Source organism: Pseudoalteromonas sp. SG43-1 (assembly GCF_014164415.1).
Classification (GTDB): Bacteria; Pseudomonadota; Gammaproteobacteria; order Enterobacterales; family Alteromonadaceae; genus Pseudoalteromonas; species Pseudoalteromonas distincta.
The window spans coordinates 79,948-105,258 of record NZ_JACJFD010000015.1 but is presented as its reverse complement, the minus strand read 5'-3'; the positions used below and the strand labels follow the sequence as shown (position 1 = coordinate 105,258).

Below are 25,311 nucleotides of genomic sequence, written 5' to 3'. Positions count from 1 at the left end.
CCAAGCGCACAGGGCGTGCATCTGTGAAAGTGTTATGGCAAGGATGGCTTAAGTTACAAGCCATCCTGGAAGGCTACGATTTAGCAAAATCTCTTGAGTCAGACTTGTGATCAAGAGACAGCTTTACAGCGGCTTTTTATTCTCTGTATTTTCATGCAGTTCGAGTTTTGGTGCACTCATACCTTTGAGCAACCGACCAAATATATCAGCGCCGGTAATAATGCGTTTCACATCGCTCCACACTAATACCACATCGTGATCAATGGCCCCATCAAACGATTTATCTAAAGAATGATTAGCCCGTATTTTTAAAATCACTTCACTTAAACGCATCGCTTCATCAGCAACAATTATAGGTCTGTGACAATAGTGATAAGGGTCAAACGTATCTGGCTCAAATAACGCTGATCTTAAAAAGCCGTCAGCATCTACCACTAATAAAGGCCAACCGTCTTCATTGGTAATGATCACCCAGTTATAACCTGACTTATGTAGTTTGCGTAAAAACTCATTATCAGTTGTTAATGTAAGGTCTGGGAAAATAGGCAAATCAAGCTTAGTAGGCAAAGCAATAATAGAGTCTGGATCAATTACCTCACCCTCTTTGGTTACGCTTATTTCATCTAAGCTAAAAAAGTTAAGTGCGCCTATTCCCTCAACATGTTGAACATCAGCTTCTTCAGCCTCTATGTGTTTGCGAATAATACCTCTGAGCTCACTTTCAGCAAAGTACGTAATCCCCTCTTTACCTAACCATGCATCGAGAATTAAAGCAGTTGGCTTAGCAACTATATAAAACAGAAACTGATAAAACTTAATTAACGGCGAAAGTAGGCTCGCCATTTTTAACGCATTACGCGAAAAATAAGCCTGTGGTGTTATTTCACCAATAATAGTAATTGCGATAGTTGAGAATAAAAACGAACTTGCGCCCATTAATACCGAATCAGAAAGTAGTGTAAGTAGTACGTTAATACCTACGTTACCCCACAAAATAGTCGATAATAAAAAGTTAGAGTCGTTTCGAAGGGCCATGACTTTTATGGCCGCCTCGTTCCCTTTTGCACTTTCCATTTCAAGCTGAAGCCTACTTAGTGAAAAAAACGCTAAGTTTAAGCCCGAAAATATTGCCGATTGTGAAATACACAAAGCAATTGCACACCAAATCATGACTTCAAAGGTCATTGTATTTTCCTGTTAGTAATACCAATTCACTTAATTAAGCGAATTGGTATAAGGCTTATAAAAGCAATAAACTGCCTAAACCTAAAAAGGTAACAAACCCAACAATATCGGTAACGGTAGTTAAAATTACCGAACCAGATAACGCAGGATCAATTTTCATTTTGTCTAAAATAGACGGAATAACAACACCTGCTAGTGACGCGGCCACTAAATTCAATAATATGGCTACCGTAATCGTAATACTAAGCATTAAGTCGTTAAACCATAAAAAGGTAAGTAGGCCGATTACAAACGCCCATACCAAGCCATTTACAGCGCCAACACGCAGCTCTTTTTTAAGCAACGCATTACGGTTTGAATCTGTAACCTGTCCAAGCGCTAAACCTCGCACAATAACGGTTAATGTTTGACTACCTGCAATTCCCCCCATAGAGGCGACCACTGGCATTAATACCGCTAATGCTACAACTTGTTCTATCGTTGCGCCAAATAAACCGATAAACCACGACGCTAAAAAGGCAGTTGCTAAATTAATACCTAACCATATACCACGGTTTTTAGCACTTTTTCGCACACTTGCGAACAGGTCTTCGTCTTCACGTAAACCACCGGCTTTAGCGGCTGCTTCATCAGCAATTTCTTGTCGTAATTCATAAGCAGAGGCAATGGTTAATCGCCCAAGTAATTTGTTATCAGCATTAACCACTGGCAGTGCCATTTTTTCACTGTGGATCACCACTTCTGCCGCTTCATATAAATCATCATCAGCATGGAGCGATGAAAAGTCATGATTTGCCAATGTCATTAAATTATCGGTGTCGCTGGCTTTTATTAAATCATTTACCGCAACCTCACCTATTAAACTACCCTTGCGGCTTACTAAATAAATAACTTCACTGTATTGCGGTAAACCTTTATGTAGCAATTTTTTAGCACCACCGGCTGTTAGCTTCTCCGATACTTTTAAAAAGTCAAAACCTAACCAGTGACCTAATTGCTCTGGCGGGTATTGCTGCGCTAAATCATATTGTTTGGTTTGCGCTTCATCGAGTTGCTTTTTTGCATACTCAACAAATCGCTCTGGTATAACTTCTTCAAGTTCCAGTAGCTCTTCTACATTAACTTCATCAAGAAGTTTAAAAGCCTCAGTGTCTTCTAGCGTTTGTAGCAACCACAAACAACTATCTTCACTTAAATTAACAAAAATTTCGTGTTGCGTGTCTTCATCAAGCAACTGCCAAATTTCAAGTCGTTGTTCTTTTGGTATCGCCTCAAAAAGTAATGACAGGTGCTCTGTTGAAAGCGTTAACTGCGCATCTGCTAATAATTTATTTTTGCGTTCTGTTGTATCGCATTGCAATAAATCATTTATGAGCTGTGGAAGTTGGTCTACCGGATACTCAATCATCTTAAAACCTTAAAATTTAAAAGCGCACATTATTTATAGTCTACTTGAACAATAAAAAATTGCAGAAAAAACGTGAACTTATTAAGCATGCGCAAGCTATTTTTGCGCATTGTATGGGCAAACTAAATGCAGTACTAATATTTATTTTAAAAAATTAAAAAAACAGTAAAAGGAATTATTTTTGAGGGATTAAACAACAAGTAAGCAAACTAAAGGGATTACTTATAATAAAAAAAAATCCCATATTAGCTAGGCTAATATGGGCAAAATCACACAATGAATTAGGTGTTTTTAAATTACGGTTTATGCTTTAAATTAAAGTCTATCAGTAATATTTCGTACTAAGTCAGAATCTACAAATTGAGTAATAAGTGCAGCGCCCCACGCATAGCCACGCTGTATTGGGTAACCTTTAAAAATCCAGCGTTTACGCACGTGATTAAAGCGCTCTAAATAGTCTTGCTTTTTTTGTGGCAGAGGCTGCTCACCCAATTTATTCCATGCTTTATATACGCCTGACATGTCAGATCCTCGCATAAAGCGTTGCAACCAACGTGGAAAACGAGAAAAGCTAATAGTGGACTGAAAATCAATAAAGTAAGGTTTACCGTCTGCGCCGCATAAAATATTACCCATATTACGCAAGTCTAAATGCACGATGCCTTTGCGATGCATTTTTGCTACTTGACGCTCAAGCGCACTAAAAAAGTTAACAGGTAGTGTTTTGTCTTCATGAATTAAAGCGCGCAGTGGCGTGCCTTCAATATAGTTATAAGCAACCGCTATCGGCGACAATCTACAAAAGCGGTTAGCAACTGCATCAAGCTCTGCTAAACGGCTCAACCCTTTATACTCTTGATTTACCGACATTCGTGCAAATGTTTTGCGGATAAACCAGGGGCTTTGGCTAAAATCTTTAACGATTAAATCAAATTCATTATCTTTATATCGATACACAATCGCGTTAGCAAAACGTCCCTTATGGACAACACTTAAGTAATGTTGCATAAAAGTATGTTCTGGATATTGCTGCTGTAATTGTACTAACAAATTATTTTCAATCATAACAAACCTAACAAGATAATAACTTTAATTGCCTAGGCAACTATATTATCAAAGTTAGATTCTGCGCACAATCAGATCAACTAATTAGCACGCTAACTTTCTATTGAAACAGTATCGCTATTTTATTGATAATCTACTTTTGGGGGGAGTCTGGCAGTGAATCAAGATTATTTATAGCTTTGAATAGTAAGTCGATTATTTGGTTTTTTTCTGGCTCTGAAAAACCATTTAATGCTTGCGCATAGACTTCGTTCACTACAGGCATAATTTCAGGACAAAGAGCTTTACCTTTTTCACTTAAACACAAAATAGTTGAGCGCTTATCAAGCTCACATTGCGTTTTAATAATGAGTCCTTTTTCTTCAAGTCGGTTTAATAAGCGGCTCATAGCGCCACGATCATAAACCATATACTCGCAAAGTCCTGCAAGCGTATTAACCGACTCTCTCGCAAGTAGTACAACCACAATATATTGCGCAGAAGTTAAGTCCATAGGAAGTAACTTGGCATCAACATGAATGGCTAATCTCGAACGTAAAAAAGAGACTAAACGCCCCAAATCTTGCTCTGGCGCTAACTCTTCTCGAGTACAACGTTTAATTGATGGCATGTTTTGCATGGTTATTCCACTGTATAAGTATATTTGCATGCTGATAGACCTTAACGCATACAAAAAATTCAATAATTTTTATAAAAAATCGCCCACAAAAATAAAGCCGCTATTAGCGGCTTTTAGTGTAGGGCTTTAAGCTTTGTTAAATTTTAAATTGGCCAACTAAGTGTCCTAAGCTTTCACCACGCCCAGCTAAATGCTGACCAACTGAAGAGGTGGTTTTACTTGAAATAGTTAGCTCATTAACTATTTCTTGAATAGCAAATACATTACGGTTTATTTCTTCTGTAACGCTACTTTGCTCCAGCGCCGCTGTCGCAATTTGTGTGCTCATGTCGTTAATTGATCTAACTGAGCTTGTTACAGCGCCTAAACTTTCTGAAATAGCACGAGAGGATTCAACAGAGCGATTACAACTACTTTGGCTTGCTTGCATTGCTGCAACTGCATCTGATACTAAATTATGTAGCTCACTCAACATTTCACTAATCTCTAGTGTGCTAACTTGAGTACGACTTGCTAGGCTTCTTACTTCATCGGCTACAACTGCAAACCCTCTGCCTTGCTCACCTGCTCGCGCAGCTTCTATTGCAGCATTGAGTGCAAGTAAGTTTGTTTGCTCGGCAATTCCACCAATTACGCTTAGTACACTATTAATCTTTTTAGATTGATCACTGAGTGAATCAACCTGTTCAGCGGCTAGGTTTATCTCGCCCATTAGATTGGACACCTCACTGAGTGAAATATCAACACACTCTTGAGCTTTAGCAACTTCTTGCGTTGCCGCTTGAGTTGACTCTGCCACTTGGTTTGTATTTTGAGCCACCTCATGAGAAGTAGCCGACATTTCGGTAATAGCCGTCGCAACAAGATCTGTTTCATGATTGTGATTAAGTAACTTGTCTTCAATTAATCGTGTTTGTGTATTTATGTCACCAGAAGCTGTTTTTACATCGTGTGTTACATCAACCACATTAGCAATAATGCCATGTAGCTTACTTACAAACATATTAAATGCTTCGCCAAGTTGGCCTATTTCATCGTTAGTATCAATGTCTAGACGCTTGGTTAAGTCGCCCTCACCTTTTGCAATATCGTCAAGGCTTTGCGCCATGCGCTGTATTGGTTTTACCATTGTATTTGCGGCAACTAACGCACATATAATTGTTAAAACAACCCAAAATAAAGCAATTAATAATAAGGTCATTACCTTATCATTCATGTGCTTTTGCATTGCTGTTTGGTATTTAAGTAGCTCTGCGTCTATATCATCCATATATGCGCCAGTACCAATCATCCAGTTTGTGCCTGGTATCATTGCTGCATAGCCCATCTTTTCAACTAAGCCTGTGGTATTTGGTTTTTGAAAATGATAGTTAAAAGCGCCACCGCCTTTTCTAGCTTGCTCTAATAAGCCCACTATTATTTTTTTACCGTTAGGGTCAGTCATCCCTATTTTGTTTTGCCCTTCAATAGCATCACCTAGTAATGCATGAAAAACACTAATGCCATTGGTGTCGTATATAAAAAAGTAACCACCTTGGCCAAATGTTAAGTCTCTTAAAGCGTTTTTAGCATCTTGCTCAGAGCCATTTGCTAATTGATAGCGAACAATTTTGCTAGCAATTTCAATTTCGGTACTTAGTAACGTTTGCTTGTCACTTATTAACTTAGTTTGAAATGCTTCAAAATTTTGTTGCTGATTTTTATTCTCTAAATAATAAGAACTCAGCATTAAGCTGATTAAAAGTAGCATTAGCGGTAAAATAGCTAGTAACAGCAATTTGTTTTTCAAGCTTAAATTACTCATTTTTTCTCCGAGGTGAATAAAGGTGTGTGTGCAGCAACAACTAAAATCTAGCAAAACGAATATAGTTTGCAGATTTACTTATTTGCCCAAAATAACTTCGCTCATTTATATCGCTTTAAACTTATATTAAGAAAAGCATAGGTAAAATTAGGTAGGACCAAGTTAGTTAGAAGTCAGCTTAGCCATATTATAATCCCAACTCGGCATTTTAGACACCAATAACGCAGAGACCTTAGTCTTAATAAAAATAATTCATCCAACGTTTATCCATTATTTAAAACACTCTCTATAAATAATATCCACGTAGCCTTACTGCTTTTATTTAAGTCAATTAGTTTTAATTGCAGCGAGTTAGATTATTTGTAAGCGAGTATAAACATTGACCTCAAGGTTAAATTAACATGTAGAGATTAATTTTTTATTAACATATAATAACCCTATCTTCCTAGTACCAAATAACCAGATAGATTGAAACATATTGTTTTGAGCCACTGTTATGAATTAATAAAAATGAATTACTAATGAAATATATTTTATATCTTGTGCTTTTAATCTCTAGTCAAGTATTTGCAAAGCCTGTAAATAATAGTATTGCATTTTACTATTCATACCCTATGCCTCTAGCCGAAATGACCTTTTATTCACGCGTTGTAGTTCAGCCCGAACACGTCACTGAGCACGAACTTAATTGGTTTAAACAACGTAATATTGCTGTTTATGCTTATTTAAGTGTTGGCGAGTCCTTTAATAAAAATAAGTCATCACTTAGTATAAACCCCAACTGGGATAGTCATATTGCCGATTTAGCATCAGCACATTGGCAACAACATATTCAAAGGAGCGCTGAGACATTAAAAGCACGTGGTTTTAGCGGCTTATTTTTAGATACTCTAGACAGCTATCAACTTTTAGATGACAAGCACAGTAAACCCGAACAACAAGCTGGATTAGTCACCATAATAAGTTCACTCTCTGAGACTTTTGATAAGCACCTTATCCTCAACCGGGGCTTTGAGCTATTGCCTAAACTCGCTAATTTAGCCAACGACTTAGTGGCGGAAGGTTTGTATAGCCACTTCAACCCTAACGACAATAGCTATACACTGACTAACAAAAACGACCAAAATTGGCTAAGCGCACAATTAAAAAAAGCACAAAACTTAGGCCTCAACGTCCAAATTATTGATTATGCAAAGCCCGATAACCGCCTCGCTATGGCACAAAAGATTATAGACGCAGGTTTTAATCCATGGGTGACAGATGGCCACTTGCAAACATGGGGTACATCATCAATAAAACCGGTGCCTAGGCGAATATTAATTCCTTATAATAGCGATATTTCACCCTTAGTTAAAAAATCTGTTCATTCAAAGCTTGCTACAATCATAGAATACTTAGGGTATATTCCTGATTATGTAGATGTAGCTAAAGAAAGCTTACCTAGAATAGATCCCAGTTTACATGCCGGCATTATTTCTTGGACTACTAGTAATATATTTTATAGTACTGAGATTATTAAATGGCTAGAAGAAGGTTTAGAAATAGTACCGGAACTAATATTAGGGGAATTACCTCAATCAAATAAATTACTAGCTAGTTTAGGCGTAGAAAATATAAATGTTGCGCAAGCTGGACCTTATAAAGTTGAATACTTTGCCGATTGGCTAAAAGGTGAAACTACAAAAGCACCTGTAATTATCAGACCAAATTCCCTTAAGTTAACCTCAGACGCCACAGCGTTAATTAGCATTAGTTCAGCAAATGGTAAAATCCTAGCGCAAGGAAGTAAGACTAAACTAGGTGGCATAATAGTAGCCCCTTGGCTAATTGATAATTTACCACTGGAAGGCAGTAAATGGGTGATAGACCCTAAGAACTTGTTAACAAAAGTACTAAATTTACCCACAATATTAGCTCCTGATACAACGACTCTGAGCGGAAGGCGTATGTTAACTTTGCACATAGATGGCGATGGATTTAGTAGCGTTGCGCACTTCAAAGGTAAGCCATACAACTCAGAAGTTATTCGCGATGAAATAATAAAAAGGTACAAATTGCCATTAACATCCTCCATAATACAAGCAGACATAGAGCCTAACGGCTTACATCCAAAACAAAGTGAAGAACTTGAGCAAGTTGCAAGAGATATATTTAAACTACCTTATGTAGAGGTTGCATCACACACATACAGCCACCCTTACTTTTGGAAAGTGCTATCAGGGATACAAAACATAGATGAAGATGATACGAAATACGGACTTAATTTAAATATTCCTGGGTATCTCTCTGTCGATTTAGAAAAAGAAATTTCAGGGTCAATTCAATATATTAATGAACGACTGACGCCAAAGAATAAAAAAACAGTATTAATTCTATGGTCAGGCGATGCGGTTCCAGGACCAAAGGCTTTAGCCATAGCAAGAAAAGCTGGCGTGCTCAACGTGAATGGTGGTAATACTTCAGTAAAAGCTGATAACCCAACTCTTACAAATGTATCGCCAATTGGACGACCTGAAGGTGACTTGTTATACCAAATTTATGCACCCATTATTAACGAGAACGTATACACCAACTTGTGGCATGGGCCTTATTATGGTTTTAAGCGCCTAATCGAAACATTTGAAATTACAGAAAAACCATACAGATTAAAACCCTATAGTATTTACTTTCATTTTTATTCTGGTGAACTACCTGCTGGACTTGATGCCCTGAAATATAATATAGACTACGTACTTGCAAGACCGAATACGCCAGTACATTTAAGCCAGTATGCAAAAATAGCTAAAGACTTTTATTTTTCAGCTCTTGCTAAAAACAGCAATAACGAATGGGTTTTTAGCTCTCAAAGTATTCGAACATTACGTATTCCCAATGATTTTGATGTTCCTAATGTAGCTCAAAGTTCAGGAATATCCGGCGTCACTCAAAAGGGTAATTACATTCATATAACTGATGATTTAGCAAAGCTTAGCTTTGATCACAGCCAAGAAAACAATGTACCGTATTTAGCTTCAGCTAATGTCTCCATGGATAATTGGCAAGTGAATGGAGCTGTCAGTTTTAAAGCCTGGGTGCCTGCTAAAATTGATTTAGTTAATGGGCGTTCTTGTGAGTTTGTTTCTAATGATGGAAAGCGCTTTAAAGGTAAATCAAATGCTGATATCACACAGTTTAGTCTGCCAAAAGGTCAATTCTACGGTTACTTAAAATGTAAAAGAGCTGCTTGATGGTGAGTAATAAAAAACTAAGCTCTTATTGTAAGTAACATATTGATACATTCTTTTATCGTTTTTCTAAGTATAGGTTTGTAGGTTGCTCTTAATAACTCGAGTGGCAAACCAATGGGTTTTATTGTGGTGAGTTAATCAAACCAGCATGTTATTATACCCCTTGAGTATATGGTTGAATTAACATGTAGAAATTAATCTTCCATTAACATATAATAACCCTATATTACTAATACCAAATAGCTAGATAAATTGGACCGCATTACTTTGAGCCACAGTTATAAATTAATTGAAATGAATTACTAATGAAATATTTTTTATACCTAGTGCTTTTAATTTCTAGTCAAGTATTTGCAAAGCCTGTGAATAATAGTATTGCATTTTACTACTCAGCGCCGATGCCATTAGCCGAAATGACCTTTTATTCTCGCGTTGTAGTCCAGCCTGATCTTGTGACTGAGCACGAACTTAATTGGTTTAAACAGCGTAATATTGCTGTCTATGCTTATTTAAGTGTTGGTGAGTCGTTTATTGAAAGTAAGTCTTCACTCGCAGTTAACCCTAACTGGAATAGCCATATTGCCGATTTAGCATCAGCACATTGGCAACAACATATTAAAAGTAGCGCTGCGGCATTAAAAGCACGCGGCTTTAGCGGCTTATTTTTAGATACCCTAGATAGCTATCAGCTATTAGATGCTACACACAGTAAACCCGATCAACAAGCTGGGTTAGTCACCATAATAAGCTCACTATCTGAGACTTTTGATAAGCACCTTATCCTCAATCGGGGATTTGAGTTATTGCCTAAACTCGCTAATTTAGCAAGTGACTTAGTTGCTGAGGGTTTGTATAGCCACTTCAATCCAACCGACAATAGCTATAAAGTGACCAACAAAAACGACCAAGATTGGCTAAGCGCACAATTAAAAACAGCACAAAGTTTAGGCCTCAACGTCCAAGTTATTGATTATGCAAAGCCCGGTAATCGCCTTACTATGGCACAAAATATTATAGACGCAGGTTTCAATCCGTGGGTGACCGACGGTCACTTGCAAACGTGGGGCACATCATCAATTACGCCGATCCCTAGGCGCATTTTAATCCCTTATAACAGTAACGTAAAACCACTCATATACACTACCGTACACTTAAAGCTTGCGACCATGATTGAGTATTTGGGGTACATACCTGATTACATAGATATGGCAAAACGCGACTTACCTTTGGTTGACCCTAGCTTACATGCCGGTATTATTTCGTGGACCTCAAGCGACGCATTTTACACCCCAACACTTACCAATTGGCTTGAAGCTAATTTAGGTGTTGTGCCAGAACTTATTTTAGGCGAGTTACCACAGTCTACTAAATTACTATTTAACATGGGTATTGAGTCGTTAAACACACTACCTGAAGGTCCATATAAACAAGATAGCTTTGCACCTTGGCTCAAAGGAGAATCCACAACACCTCCCCCTATCGTTAAACCATACTTACTAAAATTAGCAACTAATGCGACTCCTTTAATTACAATAAAATCAGCTGATAACACGATAATTGTACAAGCGGCTAAAACTAAATATGGTGCAGTCGTGGTGGCTCCTTGGCTAATTGATACATTTCCGATGGAAGGCAGCAAATGGGTTATTGATCCACGTACACTACTAACTCAGGCTATGGAACTACCACCTATATTAGTGCCAGATACAACCACCGAAAGCGGCAGGCGAATGCTTACTTTGCATATCGATGGAGATGGATTTACAAGTATTGCCCACTATGCGGGTAGGCCTTATTCAGCAGAAGTAATTCGAGATGAAATAATTAAACACTACAAACTACCGTTAACGTCCTCAGTGATCCAAGCTGACATTGAAGAAGGCGGTATTCACTCTAAACAAAGTGCCAAACTCGAAGACATTGCGCGTAGTATTTTTAAGCTGCCTTACGTAGAAGTTGCTTCACACACCTATAGCCACCCCTATTTTTGGACTGCTCTATCTGGGCGAAAAAAAATAGATGAAGACGACACTGATTACGGTTTTCATCTAGACGTGCCTGGCTACAACACAATTAGCCTTAAAAAAGAAATTACCGACTCGATAAAGTACATTAATGACAAGCTCGCACCTAAAAATAAAAAAACAGTAATGATGCTATGGTCTGGTGATGCAACACCTGGCCCAAAAGCACTTGAACTTGCTCGTGACGCTGGTGTGTTAAATGTCAATGGCGGTAATACTGATGTAAATGCTGATAACCCAAGCCTTTCTCACATCTCCCCTATCGGTCGCCCTGAAAGAGATTTGCTGTATCAAATTTACGCCCCCATATTAAATGAAAATGTTTACACAAACTTATGGCATGGCCCTTATTATGGCTTTAGACGCTTAACTGAAACTTTCGAAATTACAGAAAAGCCATATAGGTTAAAACCTTACACTATTTATTATCACTTTTATTCAGGTGAAGTTCTTGCGGGACTAGACGCTCTTAAACACAACATAGATTATGTTTTAGCAAGACCAAATACACCTGTGCATTTAAGCCATTATGCAAAAGTAGCAAAGGATTTTTACTTTTCTGCACTTGCAAAAAACAGTAATAATGAATGGTTATTTAGCTCAAAGTACATTCATACTTTGCGAATACCTACCGATTTTGATGTGCCAAACATAGCTCAAAGTGAAGGTGTATCTGGTGTAACTGAAAAAGGTGACTACATACATATTATAAATAACATAGCTCGCCTTAGCTTTGATCATAGCCAAAATAGTAAAAAACCTTATTTAGCATCTGCAAATGTTGTTGTTAATAGCTGGCAAGTTAACGGGCCTGTTAGCTTTAAAGCGTGGGTACCTGCTTCGCTTGATTTAATGAATGCACGCTCTTGTGAGTTTGTATCTGGTTTGGGTGAGCACTTTAAAGGTATTAACCGAGGTAAATTAACACATTTCAAAATACCTGCAGGTGATTTTTATGGTTACCTTAACTGCGACGGAGCCGCACTATAATGAATACTACAAAGCGCCCTCAGTTAATTTCAGTAAAAACAATATTAGCGATATTAGCCGTAAGTTGTTTTGCACTTTATGCATTATTTCCACATACCTTATTTTTTGAAGATGATGCACTTTCACAAGACTATACCTTTGAGAAGTCTTACCTTAATGCAGCACTCAATACAGAGCCCGACAACGAAAAGCTACGCGCAAAATTAGTTGAGCTACATATAGGGCTTAGTGAGTATTCACAAGCTACTAACGAGCTTGAAAAGCTACCTAGAGGTGAGCGCAAAGCAACACTTGAAATAAAGCTGCTCTACTCATTATGGCTAGCAAGCGGTGCTAAAGTTGACGACCGCTTTGAAGAGTTATCTTTAAAAATTGGTGCTCATAAAAACTGGAACGAACAAATATTAACTATTGCAAAAGCAGTTGGGTTAAATGCAAAAGTTGCTCAGTACTATCAAAAAAATAAACAGCCTCTCCTTGCAGCCGATTACTGGTTAAGCGCAGGGGAACCTGACAAAGCATTCGCTATTTATAAAACAAATATAAATGCTGATATTGCAGCTAAAGCGATTGAAACTGCACTTGGTGCAAATAACCCGATACAAGCTTATGCATGGTGGAAAACCTATGGCGACCAAGCCAATATTAAACGCACACTTTATTTGGCTAACTTAGCAGGCAATACAGAAGATGCGGCTCAAGCCATTGAAAGTTTATTAAAGACCGATCCAAATAACAGCGAGTACTTAACACAAGCAATGCACCTGCGTTTAGCAAATGCAAATGCAAAAGGGGCTGAGCAATTACTTGCAAAGCTATTACTACAAAGCCCAGCTGACAAAGAGCTACATTTATTAAATTGGAAGATAAAGCGCTGGCAAAACAAGCCTAAAGAAGCACTTCGAGAGTTTAAATGGCTAATGTCTAACAAAGCTGTAACTCCTGCGATGCTTACCGATAGTATTAACGATGCCACCGCTTTATATTTATACCAAGACGCTAATGATATATACGAATATAAAGCCCAAAATAGAAATCTAAAAGGTAATGGCTTTGCTAATTGGATGCAAGCTAACGAATTTATTGGTAACACAAAGCAAGAATTAAATAATATTGAACGCTTTGAGCAAATAAATGGTAAAAGTGCATTATCACAATATTGGAAAGCAAAAGTACTTCACGATACTGGTAATTTAAAAGCATTAAGAGCTTTGTGGCCTACATATAAAGGGCCTAAAAATGAAGAAGATTTACTTTGGATTGCCCGCGCATTTTGGCTAGATGATGACTTTTCTACAGCTCTGCAAGTACTAAAAAACAAACATGAAAGTTCTGACGATGAGTTTTGGAGCGCCAATGTTGACATGGCAATGCGAGTTAAGGACAAAGCTCATGAGCTATATGCATTAGAGAAGTTACAAAAAATAAGTCCTTTGAGCGTAGGCGACATGCTGCACTACCAACAACTGCGCTTTGAAGGTCGGCCTCAGGAGCTTCTTGATTATTTATGGAAAAGTGAGTCGCAAACTGACCGTCAATTGATTCAAATTGCATTATTAAGCACACAAGTAAATGATGCTAAATCAGTTGCACGTATTCATGCTGAACTTGATAAGCAGCGCTACAATAAAGCTCTCTACCCTGCTTGGTTAATTCTTTCAAATTGGTATCAAAACCAAAGTGATTTAAATTCAGCTTATACAACTTTAAACCGCGCCGCTAAATTAAGCGAATATGACTCTGATGTTGTGCTTGCACAAGGTTGGTTAGCGCTGCAAATGCATGACACTGTAATGATTGGCCGCATTTTAACACGCTATTCTCAAAGCGACACTTCCTATGCGTGGACGCAGCTCTTAGCTAGCCTATCTATTTATGAAAAATCATATAACAGTGCCTACTTTTATTTGCGTAAATTAGCCATTGCAGATCCAAGCGATTTAACAACACTGGTTAACTTAGCCGATGTAATGAAGCAACTTGGTTATTATGCAAATGCTGCTGAACTTAATCACTATTTACTGCAACACTTACCTAAAGATAAATATGCATACAGAGGCTTAATGTTCCGCTGGGCGGGCGCGATGGCTGTTCCTCATTTAATGCAATTAAACACAATGGAAGAACTTGCCCCCGACACTATTGGTGAGCCCCAAACAAACTGGTGGTTAGCGCGCAGAGCTGCACAAAAATTAGAGCCATGGCAAAAACTACAACTTTATATGACCAACGGCGAATTTAATAAAGCGAAACAACTATTAGCAGAAGGCTCACTAAGCAAATTAGATGAACTAAACGCCCTACTCTATCTAAAGCAGCCATACGCAACAATGCAGCGTTGGTACGAAGAACTCACTGGCGAGGCAAATGAATCGCAATTGAGTTTACTCAGAAATGCACGCGCATCCTATTTTAGAGCGCTTGAAATAAACCTATCGCCAGAGGCTGGTTTAAACAGTAGCCAGTACGATGTAAACGTTTATTTTCCTTATGCTAATGGGCAATGGAAATTAAGTTTAAGTAATCAGCAAAACCTTGATAACAACGGATTACTGTTTGCAATAGAAGATAAAATGACATTTGGTCGTTGGTATTTTGATGCAAAAATAGATTCGCACCAAGGCAGCTTAGTTAGCCGCCAAGGTCTTAGCATAGACTCTCGTTATCAATGGGATTCACGAACACAGGTAGGTTTAAAGCTTGAATATAATGTTGAAAACCGCCAATCAGAAGCACTACTTAGCTATGCTCAGCTAGATAAAGCCACGGCCTATGTTAACTACAATATTGATGGTAGACAAAACGTACAGCTATCAGCAGCAGCGATGTCTTTTTCTCGAAGAAGCGATGGCAGCTCACTAATAAACGGCCAAGAATATAATGCTCGTTACCAATACAGCATTTTAAAAGACCGCCCAATTTGGAACGCTTATTTTAGTGCGCAATGGCAAGACTTTGAACGTGTTAATGCATTAATAAATACAGATGCAAGCAGAAGACCGCTAAGAGTTGACCTTCAACCATTTAGACGTTTTGCACTAGGGACTTCATTTGCTTCAACTGGCTCATTAGAACCTCCTTATTTAGGCGCAAGCCCTTCGTGGTTATTTGATATTAGTACTGGCTATCAAACACTTAACGATACAGTAGATGTATCAGTTTCAAGTGGCGCAGGTTGGTCTGTACTGGGCGATGATTTATTTAAATTACAGCTGGGTTACCAAAGTAGTAATAAAGTGGGTAACTCAGATACACAATTACAATTAGGTTATTACGTACATTTTTAATGTTAGGAGAGAGTATGTTTCGTTTAATTATACCGTGTTTGGTATTACTATTATCAGCATGTACCACCAGCAGAGTTGCTGATGATGTAGAGCTTAGCCCTTTAAAAACAGTGGCATTAATGCCACTTGTTAATCATGCTCAAACACCGCTTGCCGGTGAGCGTGCTGAAGATATTTTAGCCAGCATTTGGCAACAAAATAAATTACCAACTCTAATACGTGCACCTCGCGTAAACAGCAAAGAGCTTCCACCACTGGATGATCAATACCGTTTAGACAATGCTATGCAATGGTTAAGCACTCAACAAGCTGACTATGTACTAACAGGCAGCATTGAAGAGTGGCGCTATAAAGCAGGCCTTGATGGCGAACCTGTTGTTGCACTTACATTATCACTCACTGTAAATGGACAAACCACACCAGTTTGGACAGGTACTATTGCTAAAAGTGGCTGGGGCCGCGATAGCATTGCAGCAACAGCACAAGATGTGATTGCCGATTTAATTTCTTATATAGAGGTTAGTGAGTGAAAACACATTTCCTTAGACCAAGAGACGTTCCTGAGCTACAAATATGGGCTGAGGTATTTATATTTACCGCGCTTGCTTTAGGGCTGCCTGTATTATTTAACGCACAGGACCCATTTTGGACTGAGGGAGGGTTTTCGTGGCCTGTACTTGGCCCACTTTTAGTTTCTTTACGCTATGGCTTTTCAAAAGGCTTTATTAGTATTTTATGTTTGCTTGTTGGCCAACTTTTTTTACTTCAAGCAAATATTTTATCACCGCAAAGCGACTTCAATATTAACGCTATGATTGGCTACATTATTGTAATTATGATCACAGGCGAATTTAGGGATGTGTGGGAGCGTACTAATCAACAGCAAAGTATTCAGCTTGAGTACGTAACAGATCGTCTTGAAACATTTACTCGTCAGTATCATTTAATTAATTCATCTCACGATAGAATTGAGCAAATGCTAGCTGGCCATACGTTAAGTTTACGTGAATCACTACAAGCAGTAAGAACCTCTATCGGGCTATTAAAAGAAAGAAGACTTGATAGCGCAGCGCAAAAAATAATCGACTTGTTTGTTGAGTACGGTTCGCTAGAAAGAGCGGGGTTATATAAAGTTGAAAACGACAGTGTTTTAGAACCACCACTTGCCTCTATAGGTAAGATGAGTCAAATAGCTAAAAACGATCCTCTTATATTAGCGATGATCGAAGAAAAAGAATTAGTATCGGTAAAAGACAAAAAAGCATCATCGGGTATAAGTAAATACCATATGGCAATCCCACTTATCGACGTAAACAATACTATTTACGGCGCTATTTTGGTTGAAAGAATACAATTTTTTGCGCTTAAAAATACAACTCTAACATTACTTGCTGTAATGGCTGGGCATATTGGCGATCTACTGCGCCATGAAATAACAAACCCAGTAATGACTTATGAAGAGTATCCATACTTTATTCGCCAAGTTAAACGTGCGAATAAAGAAGCAAAACGATACAACATTCCATCGCAGCTACTAAAGATAAAAGCTAATAATATTACTGATAAATCCACTCAACTTATGAGTTATTTAAGTGAAGCACGCCGTGGTTTAGACATTTATTTGTACGATAATCAAAATCAGGTATTACTGCTATTGATGCCATTAGCTGATGAGCTTGAAAAAGCAGGGTTTATCGCCCGAATGAACACTTGGTGTAAAGAGCGCACTGGTAGCACTTTAGCTGAGCTTGATATTGTTATTGAGCAGCAACTTGCACTACCTATAAGCTCAGATGACATAAAGAGATTGGTTTCACTTTCATGATTATAATTATTGTAGCGGCTATATTAGGGTGTATTTGTCAGTACTTTGCACTAATAGAAGTACTGGAAACACCTGATTGGTTTTTAGCTATATTATTGCATGCTATCGCTAGCATCTTTTTTGCTATTGTTAGTTATGTTTTTATACCTAAAAAATACAAAACGACTCCTTATAGCTCTTTGCTACTCATGTTTTTATTATTGTTTACATTACCAGTACTTGGAATTATAGGTGTTGTAGTAGCGCTTACATTTGCTCTTTGTAAACCTCTCAAGAATGACGAGATAGAAATAGAGGAGCATAAAATACCTGAGCTTCCTTTTGAAGCCAGAGCAATATCAGCAAATCCAACCTATTCAATTGGTGGACTTAAAGCAATTTTGAAGCACGCTAATGAGCCAAATAAGCGTTTAAGTGCTGTAATGGCGGCTCGTCACATGAGTGACTCACAAGCTATTCCTATTTTAAAGCTAGCACTTAAAGATTTAGAAGATGATATTCGCTTGCTCGCCTACTCAACCCTTGATGGTAAAGAAACCAAACTTAACGAAAAAATCAGTTTGTATCAGCAAGAAATAGCAGTTACAACTAAGCAGCCAAAATTGAGTCATTTACAAAAACAGCTAGCCGAACTTTATTGGGAACTGAGCTATTTAGGCTTAGCCCAAGGCGCACTGCGTAAATACGTTTTAGAAAAAGCAGAAGCACTTGCATTGCAAAGTATTGAGCACGTAAAAACACCTGCAACTTTTATATTTTTAGGGCGTATATCTTTAGCCTTAGACAAATACGAAATAGCCCATGAGTATCTACTTAAAGCAACTGAGTTTGGTATGGCAAGGCGCCATGTATTGCCTTATAAAGCCGAAGTTGCCTTTTGTATGAACAAGTTTGACGACTGTAAACGCTACTTAAAAGAACTCCCAGAACAACCTAAGGGCAGTGAATTACGTCATTTGCAGGAGTATTGGCATGAGTAATAAAAATGCAGACATTTTACTGCTTTTAGAAGGCACTTACCCTTATGTACGTGGTGGCGTATCTAGCTGGGTTCATCAAATAATTGAAGGGTTACCTCATTATAACTTTGAGCTTGTTTTTATAGGTGGAGCACCAGAGCATTATGGCGAGATTCAATATACTTTGCCTAAAAATGTTACCAAGCTGCATGTACATTATTTAGTGGAAAATGACACTTCTGAAATAAAAGCCAAGCATGGCGTTAAATATAAAAAAGAACTCTTTGATTTTTGGCAGCAACTACAAAATTATTTTAGAGATTGTGATGAGCCCATCCCAACTGAGTTATTAAAGTTTGCATTTAAAACTTTGGCTAAAAAAGACGGTATTAACGAAGCTGACTTTTTATATAGTGAATCATCGTGGCAAGTGCTCACTAATTACTATTCAACTTTTTGTGATGAATCCTCTTTTATTGACTTTTTTTGGTCATACCGCAATTTATATAAACCGCTATTTAAAATAGCCGAAATTGCACGCGGACTTCCAAAAGTTAAACTTATTCACTCAATATCTACCGGGTATGCTGGTATTTTAGGATCTGGTGCCAGTGTAATAAGCGATACTCCCTTTTTGTTGACCGAACATGGTATTTACACCAAAGAGAGAAAAATAGATCTTATTCAAGCCAGTTGGATCAAAGAGTCTGAGCAAAGCCTAGGTAAAAACTTAAATACCGAAATGGGCTTTATTCGCCGTATGTGGATCAGCTTTTTTGAGCAAATCGGCCGAACAACATACCAAGAAGCAGATAAGGTCATTTCGCTATACGGCGGTAACAGGCAGCGCCAAATAAAGGATGGTGCAGCGCCAGAAAAAGCATTTGTTGTACCTAATGGAATTAAAACAGTGCGCTTTATTGAAGCGCTTGAGCAGCGTCCAAAACAGATACCACCAGTTGTTGGATTAATTGGACGTGTAGTGCCTATAAAAGATATTAAAACCTTTATACGTGCGATTAAAGAGGCGCAATCGATGCTGCCTGAAGTAGAAGGCTGGATCATCGGCCCTTATGAAGAAGATCCGCAATATTACAAAGAGTGTGAACTACTTGTAGGCAGTCTTGATTTACAAAGCAGTGTAAAGTTTTTAGGTATGCAAGATATTACCAAAATTTTGCCTAAGCTCGGAATTGTAGCTTTAACCTCGATTTCCGAAGCGCAGCCTTTAGTACTTTTAGAAGCAATGGCGGCCGGTGTGCCTGTACTTGCTAGTGATGTTGGCTCGTGCCGCGAAATAATCGAAGGCGGAACTGATGAAGATAAAGCATTAGGTAAAGCCGGTGAAGTTGTCTCAATTGCTTCACCTAGCGAAACAGCACAACAAATATCAAACATGCTAACAAATGAGCAAGTTTGGCTTGAGTATCAAAAAAGTGGTTTAGACCGCGTACAAAAATTTTATGACGAGAGCCACATGTTTGCCCGTTACGATAAACTTTATAAGGATACAATGGCATGGCCGGAATAGGTTTTGAGATACGAAAAATTCTCAAAAAAAATACCCTGCTCTCAGTTTTTGAAGCATACGGCTACGCGGGCTTAATAGGCTCAGGCCCTTGGCTGCTCTCTATTGTAGCGTTAATGCTAATTGGTATTTTAAGTTTAGGCGTTGTATTACCCAAAGTACTTATTATTCAGTTTTTAACGCTTGTTACCTACATGATGGCAGCTTCACTTATTTTAACGGGTGGCTTGCAGTTATTATTAACTCGATTTATTGCAGATTTGTTTTTTCAAAAAGAAGAGGCAAAAGTACTCCCTAATTTACTTGGTGCGCAACTTATAACAACAATAGCCGCATTATTGGTGGGCTTGGCTGTATGGCCTATGCTCCCTATACCCGTTGTTACTAAGATTATAATTTTAGGTGCCTTTGTAAGCTTATGTAATCAGTGGCTTGGCGCTATTTTTCTATCGGGTATGAAAGAATACCGGTTGATTTTGATTACCATGCTAAGTGGTTATGCCTTTATGGTACTGCTTGCATATTTATTAAGAGACTGGCAGTTAGACGGCTTGTTTTTTGCGTTTTTTGCAGGCGAAGCTCTACTCTTTTTTAGCTTTTTGTTTATGATTATTCGCCGCTACCCAGGTGAAAAACTTATAAGCTTTGACTTTTTAAGCAATAAAAAAGTGTATTACAGCCTATTCTTTTGTGGTCTGTTTTATAACATTGGTGTGTGGGCTGATAAAATCATTTTTTGGTATTCACCAAGCACATCAATACAAATTATTGGCACGTTAAGAGCCAGCCCAATTTACGACTTACCTATATTTTTAGCCTATTTGTCTATTATTCCCGGTATGGCAGTATTTTTAGTAAAAATGGAAACCGACTTTGTAGAAGAATACGACCGTTTTTACACAGCTATTCGAGAGGGTTCATCGTTAGAAGAGATTTACTATTTAAAAGACAATATGATCCAAACTGCACGTGCCGGTTTATACGATATATTTAAAATTCAAGGTATTACCGTTGCCTGCTTATTATTATGGGGCGAGCAAATACTTACCTTTATTGGTATTGATCCAAACTATAAAACGCTTTTATTTATTGATGTAGTTGGTGTGGGTGTACAAGTTATATTTTTGTCTATTTTAAATATTTTGTTTTATTTAGATAAACGCTCAACAGTGTTATTTTTAGCGGGGCTATTTTTGGTAATAAACGTTGTTTTAACTTTGCTATCAATCGCTTTTGGGCCGCAGTTTTATGGTTACGGCTTTGCTCTCTCAACTATTATTACCTCTGTTGTTGGCTTATTTTGGCTTTCTAAACAATTTGAAGATTTAGAATACGAAACGTTTATGCTGCAATAGCATAATATAAAGGCTGCTTATGCAGCCTTTATATTTAAAGCTTTTCGTACAAAACAAAATAATTAATTATTGGAAAGCGGCTGATACACACCATGTTTATAGCTCACATAAGCGCCTCAGTTTAAAGCAAAAAAGACTAGCTCAGTAAAGATATAAAATGGGTATAAAACAAAGGGCTTATAAAAACCAAGCTCCCCTACCTTGGCTTAGCTAATCTCTTGTACAATTAGACTTAGCTAGTTTAGCTTTATGCTAAATGAGGTAGCCGTTGCAATTATTTACTCACCCAACGCGCTTTAAAACCACGCGTATCAACATGTATAAATGCGCCTCTGTGCGACTTAGGCCCATAAATACCTAAACCACCTAGTAAACCTTTAAATGATTCTCGTCTAGCTAACGACTCCACTATATCGGCCATCGCTTTAGCGTCACCAATTGAATGCTTACCGTCATTATTAATATCATCCATACGGTAGTTGCCATCGTTATCTATAAAAATATCGGCAGCATCACCAAATACATGTCGGCTAAGTTTTACATTGCCAATTGATTTGTTGTAGTACGGAGTTCTATAACCGCTCATAACCACCATATTACTAACCGGTATACCTTCTAAAATCAGTTCTTTGCGTATTTTTTCTAGTTTAAGTAACAACTTATTTTGTAAAAATAAATACTTTGGGTGCTTACTTCGCTGCTTACTAACAAATTCTTTTAGTGAAAAGTGAGGTGATATTTTTACGTTTTCATTTTCAGGCGTTACCTTAACAAAGCCATCGGGCACTATGTAGTGTGAAGCGTCTTTAATCTGTGAAGGTTTAGGATAGTGCCCAATGTGGTAATACTTGAGCTTTCCTCCTTCAACATTGTCTGCCGGTACTTTTACAAATACGTTGATTTTCATACGCTGTTTTTTATCGGGCGACTCAATAATTACCGTTGTTAAACCGGGCTCTTTGGGTGCTTGCCATTGCCAACGGTTGGTGTCTGTAAGCTTAGATTTCCCCTGAGTGTTAATTAGCGTGTAAGCATTTTTTGATTGCGCAAAAAGCACTTCAAACTCAACTTGCTCTTTGGGCATTACAAATACTGAAAACACCGAATATGGCATAACTATATCGTTAATTTTTAGGCTAAATTCTGCATCTTCAAAGTTGGCTTTGTTTTTTATATCAACTACCTGATGCGCAGGCTTTGTAGGCGCGGCAGCAAATACACTATTGCTAAATATAATTGTAAATATGGCGATAGAAATATAATGAATAAATTGCATAAACCCTCTCATTATTTATTTTTTAACAAAGCGGCAATCACCGACTGTTCATCATTTTTTAATAGTGCTTTTTTATCGCGTTGATATATGTCATCTCTAAAGTTAACCAGCTTATTTTCGTCAACCCATGCAGTCCAATAAACTAAATGAATAGGAAGAGGCTCATCTAAATGAAACGTTAGAGTACTATTTTGAGCAAGTGCGGTGTCCATATTATTGAGTGTTTGCGCTTCTCCTTCGTACTTAATAATTTCACGCGCTAACGAAAAAGGCTTTTCTATTCTTATACAGCCATGCGATAAGGCTCGGTTTGCTTGGCTAAAGCGGTGCTTTGCTGGTGTATCGTGAACATAAATTGCTTCGGCATTGGGGAATAAATACTTAACTTCCCCTAGGGGGTTTTCTTCACCAGCACGTTTTACTAAAAAGTGATCAAATTGGTACGGCTTAATAGAATCCCAATCAATATTGCTTGGATTAACAGTTTGTGAGTCTAGGTAGCTGTTTTTTCTAATTTCAATATTATTTTTTACAAGATAGTCAGGATCCTCGGCTACCTTTGGAGCAATTTCTTTGGTGGCAATTGAGGTGGGTATACGCCATTCAGGATTAACTACAAACTTTTCTATTTCGTCGCTAAATGCAGGTGTTTCCCAACTTGGTTTACCTACAATTACGTTATTTTTTAATTTTACATCGCCAGCTTTTACAAATCGTAAGCTGTATTCAGGAATATTTACATACACATATTGCTCATCACTTGCGCCTGCAAAGTTAGTTATTCTATAAAAGTTAAGTTTTAATTTATCGAGTTTTTGCTGTGCGGGCACATTAAGCGATGCAAAAGTACGCTTACCCACTCGGCCATCAACTTTTAAACCATGGCGGCTTTGAAATTGCTTAACAGCTTGCTCTATATCTTTATCAAACGTGCATATAGCTTCGTCGCACACATTAGTTTTTAAGTCACGCTCTTGGTATAAACGCTGTGCAAGTAAGCTCACTTGTTTATTATTACTGCCTAGTTCAAGCAATTCATCGTTATATAAGTGTGTAAAACCACCTTTGTTAACTATTTCTTGATACCAATTAATGGCTTTTTCTGTACGTTCAATTAACTGCGCTGAATATTGGTCAAAGTAGTAGGTGTCATCTGCTTGCACGTACTTTTGTGAGTTGTAAGTAGTTAGTGAAGAGTTAGCGAGTACCACACTTTCAAGCTCATTGGCAGCGAGTGTTGGTGCTGAGCATAAGCCGCTCATGCCAATAAACAATGCAGTTTTTAAAGTAAAACCCTTTGCTTTAGTAAGCGCTTGATTTGAAAATGACCCCTTCACTGTGTACCTCCTCGCTAAATATCGTTGATAAATGCTTTTGTACTTACCAATAAGTAGTACTCTGGAGGTGCAACGGTAATGCCAAATTAAAGTTTCAAAATAAGCAATTGGAATTTAATGACTTTTTAAAAAATCTTATTCTAAACGTTAATAAATTAAATTAGAGAATATGTAATTAATATGCTCAAGTGTGTAAAGTTGCTATGGCAATTAATCTTTTAAAAAAGCTAAAAAACCACGTTCATAACGACTCAAGTACTTTGTTTTTCGTGGTAATGAAAGGGACTCTCTCCACGCAGTTTGAGTATCTTCATCTTCTTTACACAGCGTAATTAAATCGGGATGCACATAAGATTTGCGTGCTATAGCGGGAGTATTACCAAGTTGCTCAGATACGCTATCAAGCATACTTTTTAAACTAAGCGCCCCTTTAGCTTTAGCTAATTGTTTGAATGCAATAACGCTTGCTCGCCAAGTTCTAAAGTGTTTTGCACTAAACTCCTCGCCCATTATTTGCTGAATGTATTGGTTTATTTCACTTGATGTAACATTTGTGCGCTCACCTTCATTTATATACTGAAATAAATGCTGCCCGGGTAAATCTTGTAAGTCTTTTATAACATGGCTAAGCACCCTGTCGGTTATATTTACTTCACGTTCTTTACCTGATTTGGCACGATATTTTAGCTGAATATTTTTGCCCGTGAGTTTTGCATGGCGTGTTCGTAATGTTGTCGCACCAAAACTTTTATTTTGCTTTACGTTACGCTCGTTACCTACCCTCAGCGCACCTAAATCCATAAGTCTTACAACTGCTGCTAAAGTGCGTTCAATATTAAGCTCATCGCCTTGTAAGTCTGTTTCTAAACGCGCTCTTAACAAAGGGAGTTTATTACCAAATACTCCACATGCTTGGTATTTTTTTGCTTCTTGTTGCGCCCTAAATTCAGGATGGTAACGGTATTGCTTTCGCCCCTTACTATCAAATCCTGTCGCTAAAATATGCCCGTTTTCTTCTGGGCAAAACCAAGCGTTTTTATAGGCAGGCGGAAATGCCAATCCATTCAAACGATCAATCACATTTTGCTCTTTTATTTGCTTACCGATTGGATCAAAGTAAAGCCAACTTTTATGTTTAAGTTTACGAGTGATCCCTGGTAAATTATCGTCTACATAAATTAGCTTCATTAACCCTCCAGTTATATTTAAGCATGCGTCGGAATACAAAATGTATCACTTTAAAATAACCTTAAACTGAACAAGATTATTGATATATAATAAAAAACCAACAACAATTATAAATACTTAATATATATTAATAATTCTATTTAGGTTTTCGTAAAAGTAGGTCGAACTTACGCGCCAGCAACAAGTCTATTACGATTAAACTCAATGCACTTAGCGCTAAAAAAAAGCTACTTA

Annotated in this window: 16 protein-coding genes; 8 read left to right on the top strand and 8 right to left on the bottom strand. The window is 37.8% G+C overall.

The genetic code is table 11. From position 1 onward, the window contains the following. Positions 1-123: 123 nt before the first annotated feature. The 5 genes from H5159_RS11995 to H5159_RS11975 form a co-directional block, all read right to left on the bottom strand. Positions 124-1,185, bottom strand: coding sequence for a DUF21 domain-containing protein (locus H5159_RS11995; protein WP_182780342.1), 1,062 nt, complete (start codon positions 1,183-1,185; stop codon positions 124-126). Between the two features lie 55 nt (positions 1,186-1,240). Next, complete coding sequence (locus tag H5159_RS11990) at positions 1,241-2,593, bottom strand: magnesium transporter (RefSeq protein ID WP_007584828.1); 1,353 nt, start codon at positions 2,591-2,593, stop codon at positions 1,241-1,243. Between the two features lie 315 nt (positions 2,594-2,908). Further along, positions 2,909-3,658, bottom strand: a complete 750-nt coding sequence (locus tag H5159_RS11985) for an RIO1 family regulatory kinase/ATPase (protein ID WP_182780341.1) — start codon at positions 3,656-3,658, stop codon at positions 2,909-2,911. A 133-nt stretch (positions 3,659-3,791) separates the two neighbouring features. Further along, positions 3,792-4,307, bottom strand: coding sequence for a MarR family winged helix-turn-helix transcriptional regulator (locus H5159_RS11980; protein ID WP_259397988.1), 516 nt, complete (start codon positions 4,305-4,307; stop codon positions 3,792-3,794). Positions 4,308-4,413: 106 nt separating this feature from the next. Then, on the bottom strand, positions 4,414-6,081 hold the full coding sequence (locus H5159_RS11975; RefSeq protein ID WP_154903671.1) for a methyl-accepting chemotaxis protein: 1,668 nt from the start codon (positions 6,079-6,081) through the stop codon (positions 4,414-4,416). A 521-nt stretch (positions 6,082-6,602) separates the two neighbouring features. On the opposite strand from H5159_RS11975, the gene H5159_RS11970 reads away from it, so the two are divergent. The 8 genes from H5159_RS11970 (at position 6,603) to pelG (ending at position 21,276) form a co-directional block, all read left to right on the top strand. Next, entirely contained in the window at positions 6,603-9,308 is a 2,706-nt protein-coding gene (locus H5159_RS11970) for an endo alpha-1,4 polygalactosaminidase (RefSeq protein WP_182780340.1), read from the top strand. A 305-nt stretch (positions 9,309-9,613) separates the two neighbouring features. After that, a complete protein-coding gene (locus tag H5159_RS11965; RefSeq protein ID WP_182780339.1) occupies positions 9,614-12,322 on the top strand; it encodes an endo alpha-1,4 polygalactosaminidase in 2,709 nt (902 codons plus the stop codon). After that, positions 12,322-15,609, top strand: a complete 3,288-nt coding sequence (locus H5159_RS11960) for a tetratricopeptide repeat protein (protein ID WP_182780338.1) — start codon at positions 12,322-12,324, stop codon at positions 15,607-15,609. Before H5159_RS11965 ends, H5159_RS11960 begins: the two co-directional genes overlap by 1 nt. Before the next feature lie 14 nt (positions 15,610-15,623). Then, positions 15,624-16,139 carry a protein PelC gene (locus tag H5159_RS11955; RefSeq protein WP_182721403.1) on the top strand — a complete coding sequence of 172 codons (516 nt, stop codon included), beginning with the start codon at positions 15,624-15,626 and terminating at the stop codon, positions 16,137-16,139. Beyond that, positions 16,136-17,434, top strand: coding sequence for a PelD GGDEF domain-containing protein (locus tag H5159_RS11950; protein ID WP_182780337.1), 1,299 nt, complete (start codon positions 16,136-16,138; stop codon positions 17,432-17,434). The genes H5159_RS11955 and H5159_RS11950 overlap by 4 nt, the downstream gene beginning before the upstream one ends. Beyond that, complete coding sequence (locus tag H5159_RS11945; RefSeq protein WP_024597303.1) at positions 17,431-18,414, top strand: hypothetical protein; 984 nt, start codon at positions 17,431-17,433, stop codon at positions 18,412-18,414. Before H5159_RS11950 ends, H5159_RS11945 begins: the two co-directional genes overlap by 4 nt. Continuing rightward, positions 18,407-19,924, top strand: coding sequence for a GT4 family glycosyltransferase PelF (gene pelF / locus H5159_RS11940; protein ID WP_182780336.1), 1,518 nt, complete (start codon positions 18,407-18,409; stop codon positions 19,922-19,924). The genes H5159_RS11945 and pelF overlap by 8 nt, the downstream gene beginning before the upstream one ends. Next, positions 19,912-21,276: an exopolysaccharide Pel transporter PelG gene (pelG, locus tag H5159_RS11935; RefSeq protein ID WP_182695071.1), complete on the top strand. Its 1,365-nt coding sequence runs from the start codon at positions 19,912-19,914 to the stop codon at positions 21,274-21,276. The genes pelF and pelG overlap by 13 nt, the downstream gene beginning before the upstream one ends. A 274-nt stretch (positions 21,277-21,550) precedes the next feature. Here pelG and H5159_RS11930 read toward each other — a convergent pair whose 3' ends face one another. The 3 genes from H5159_RS11930 to H5159_RS11920 all read right to left on the bottom strand — a co-directional run bounded on the left by H5159_RS11930 (position 21,551) and on the right by H5159_RS11920 (position 25,077). Then, complete coding sequence (locus H5159_RS11930; protein WP_154903679.1) at positions 21,551-22,552, bottom strand: D-Ala-D-Ala carboxypeptidase family metallohydrolase; 1,002 nt, start codon at positions 22,550-22,552, stop codon at positions 21,551-21,553. 11 nt (positions 22,553-22,563) lie between these two features. Further along, on the bottom strand, positions 22,564-23,889 hold the full coding sequence (locus H5159_RS11925) for a murein L,D-transpeptidase (RefSeq protein ID WP_182780335.1): 1,326 nt from the start codon (positions 23,887-23,889) through the stop codon (positions 22,564-22,566). Positions 23,890-24,099: 210 nt separating this feature from the next. Further along, positions 24,100-25,077, bottom strand: coding sequence for a DNA topoisomerase IB (locus H5159_RS11920; RefSeq protein ID WP_002958945.1), 978 nt, complete (start codon positions 25,075-25,077; stop codon positions 24,100-24,102). Positions 25,078-25,311 lie beyond the last annotated feature (234 nt).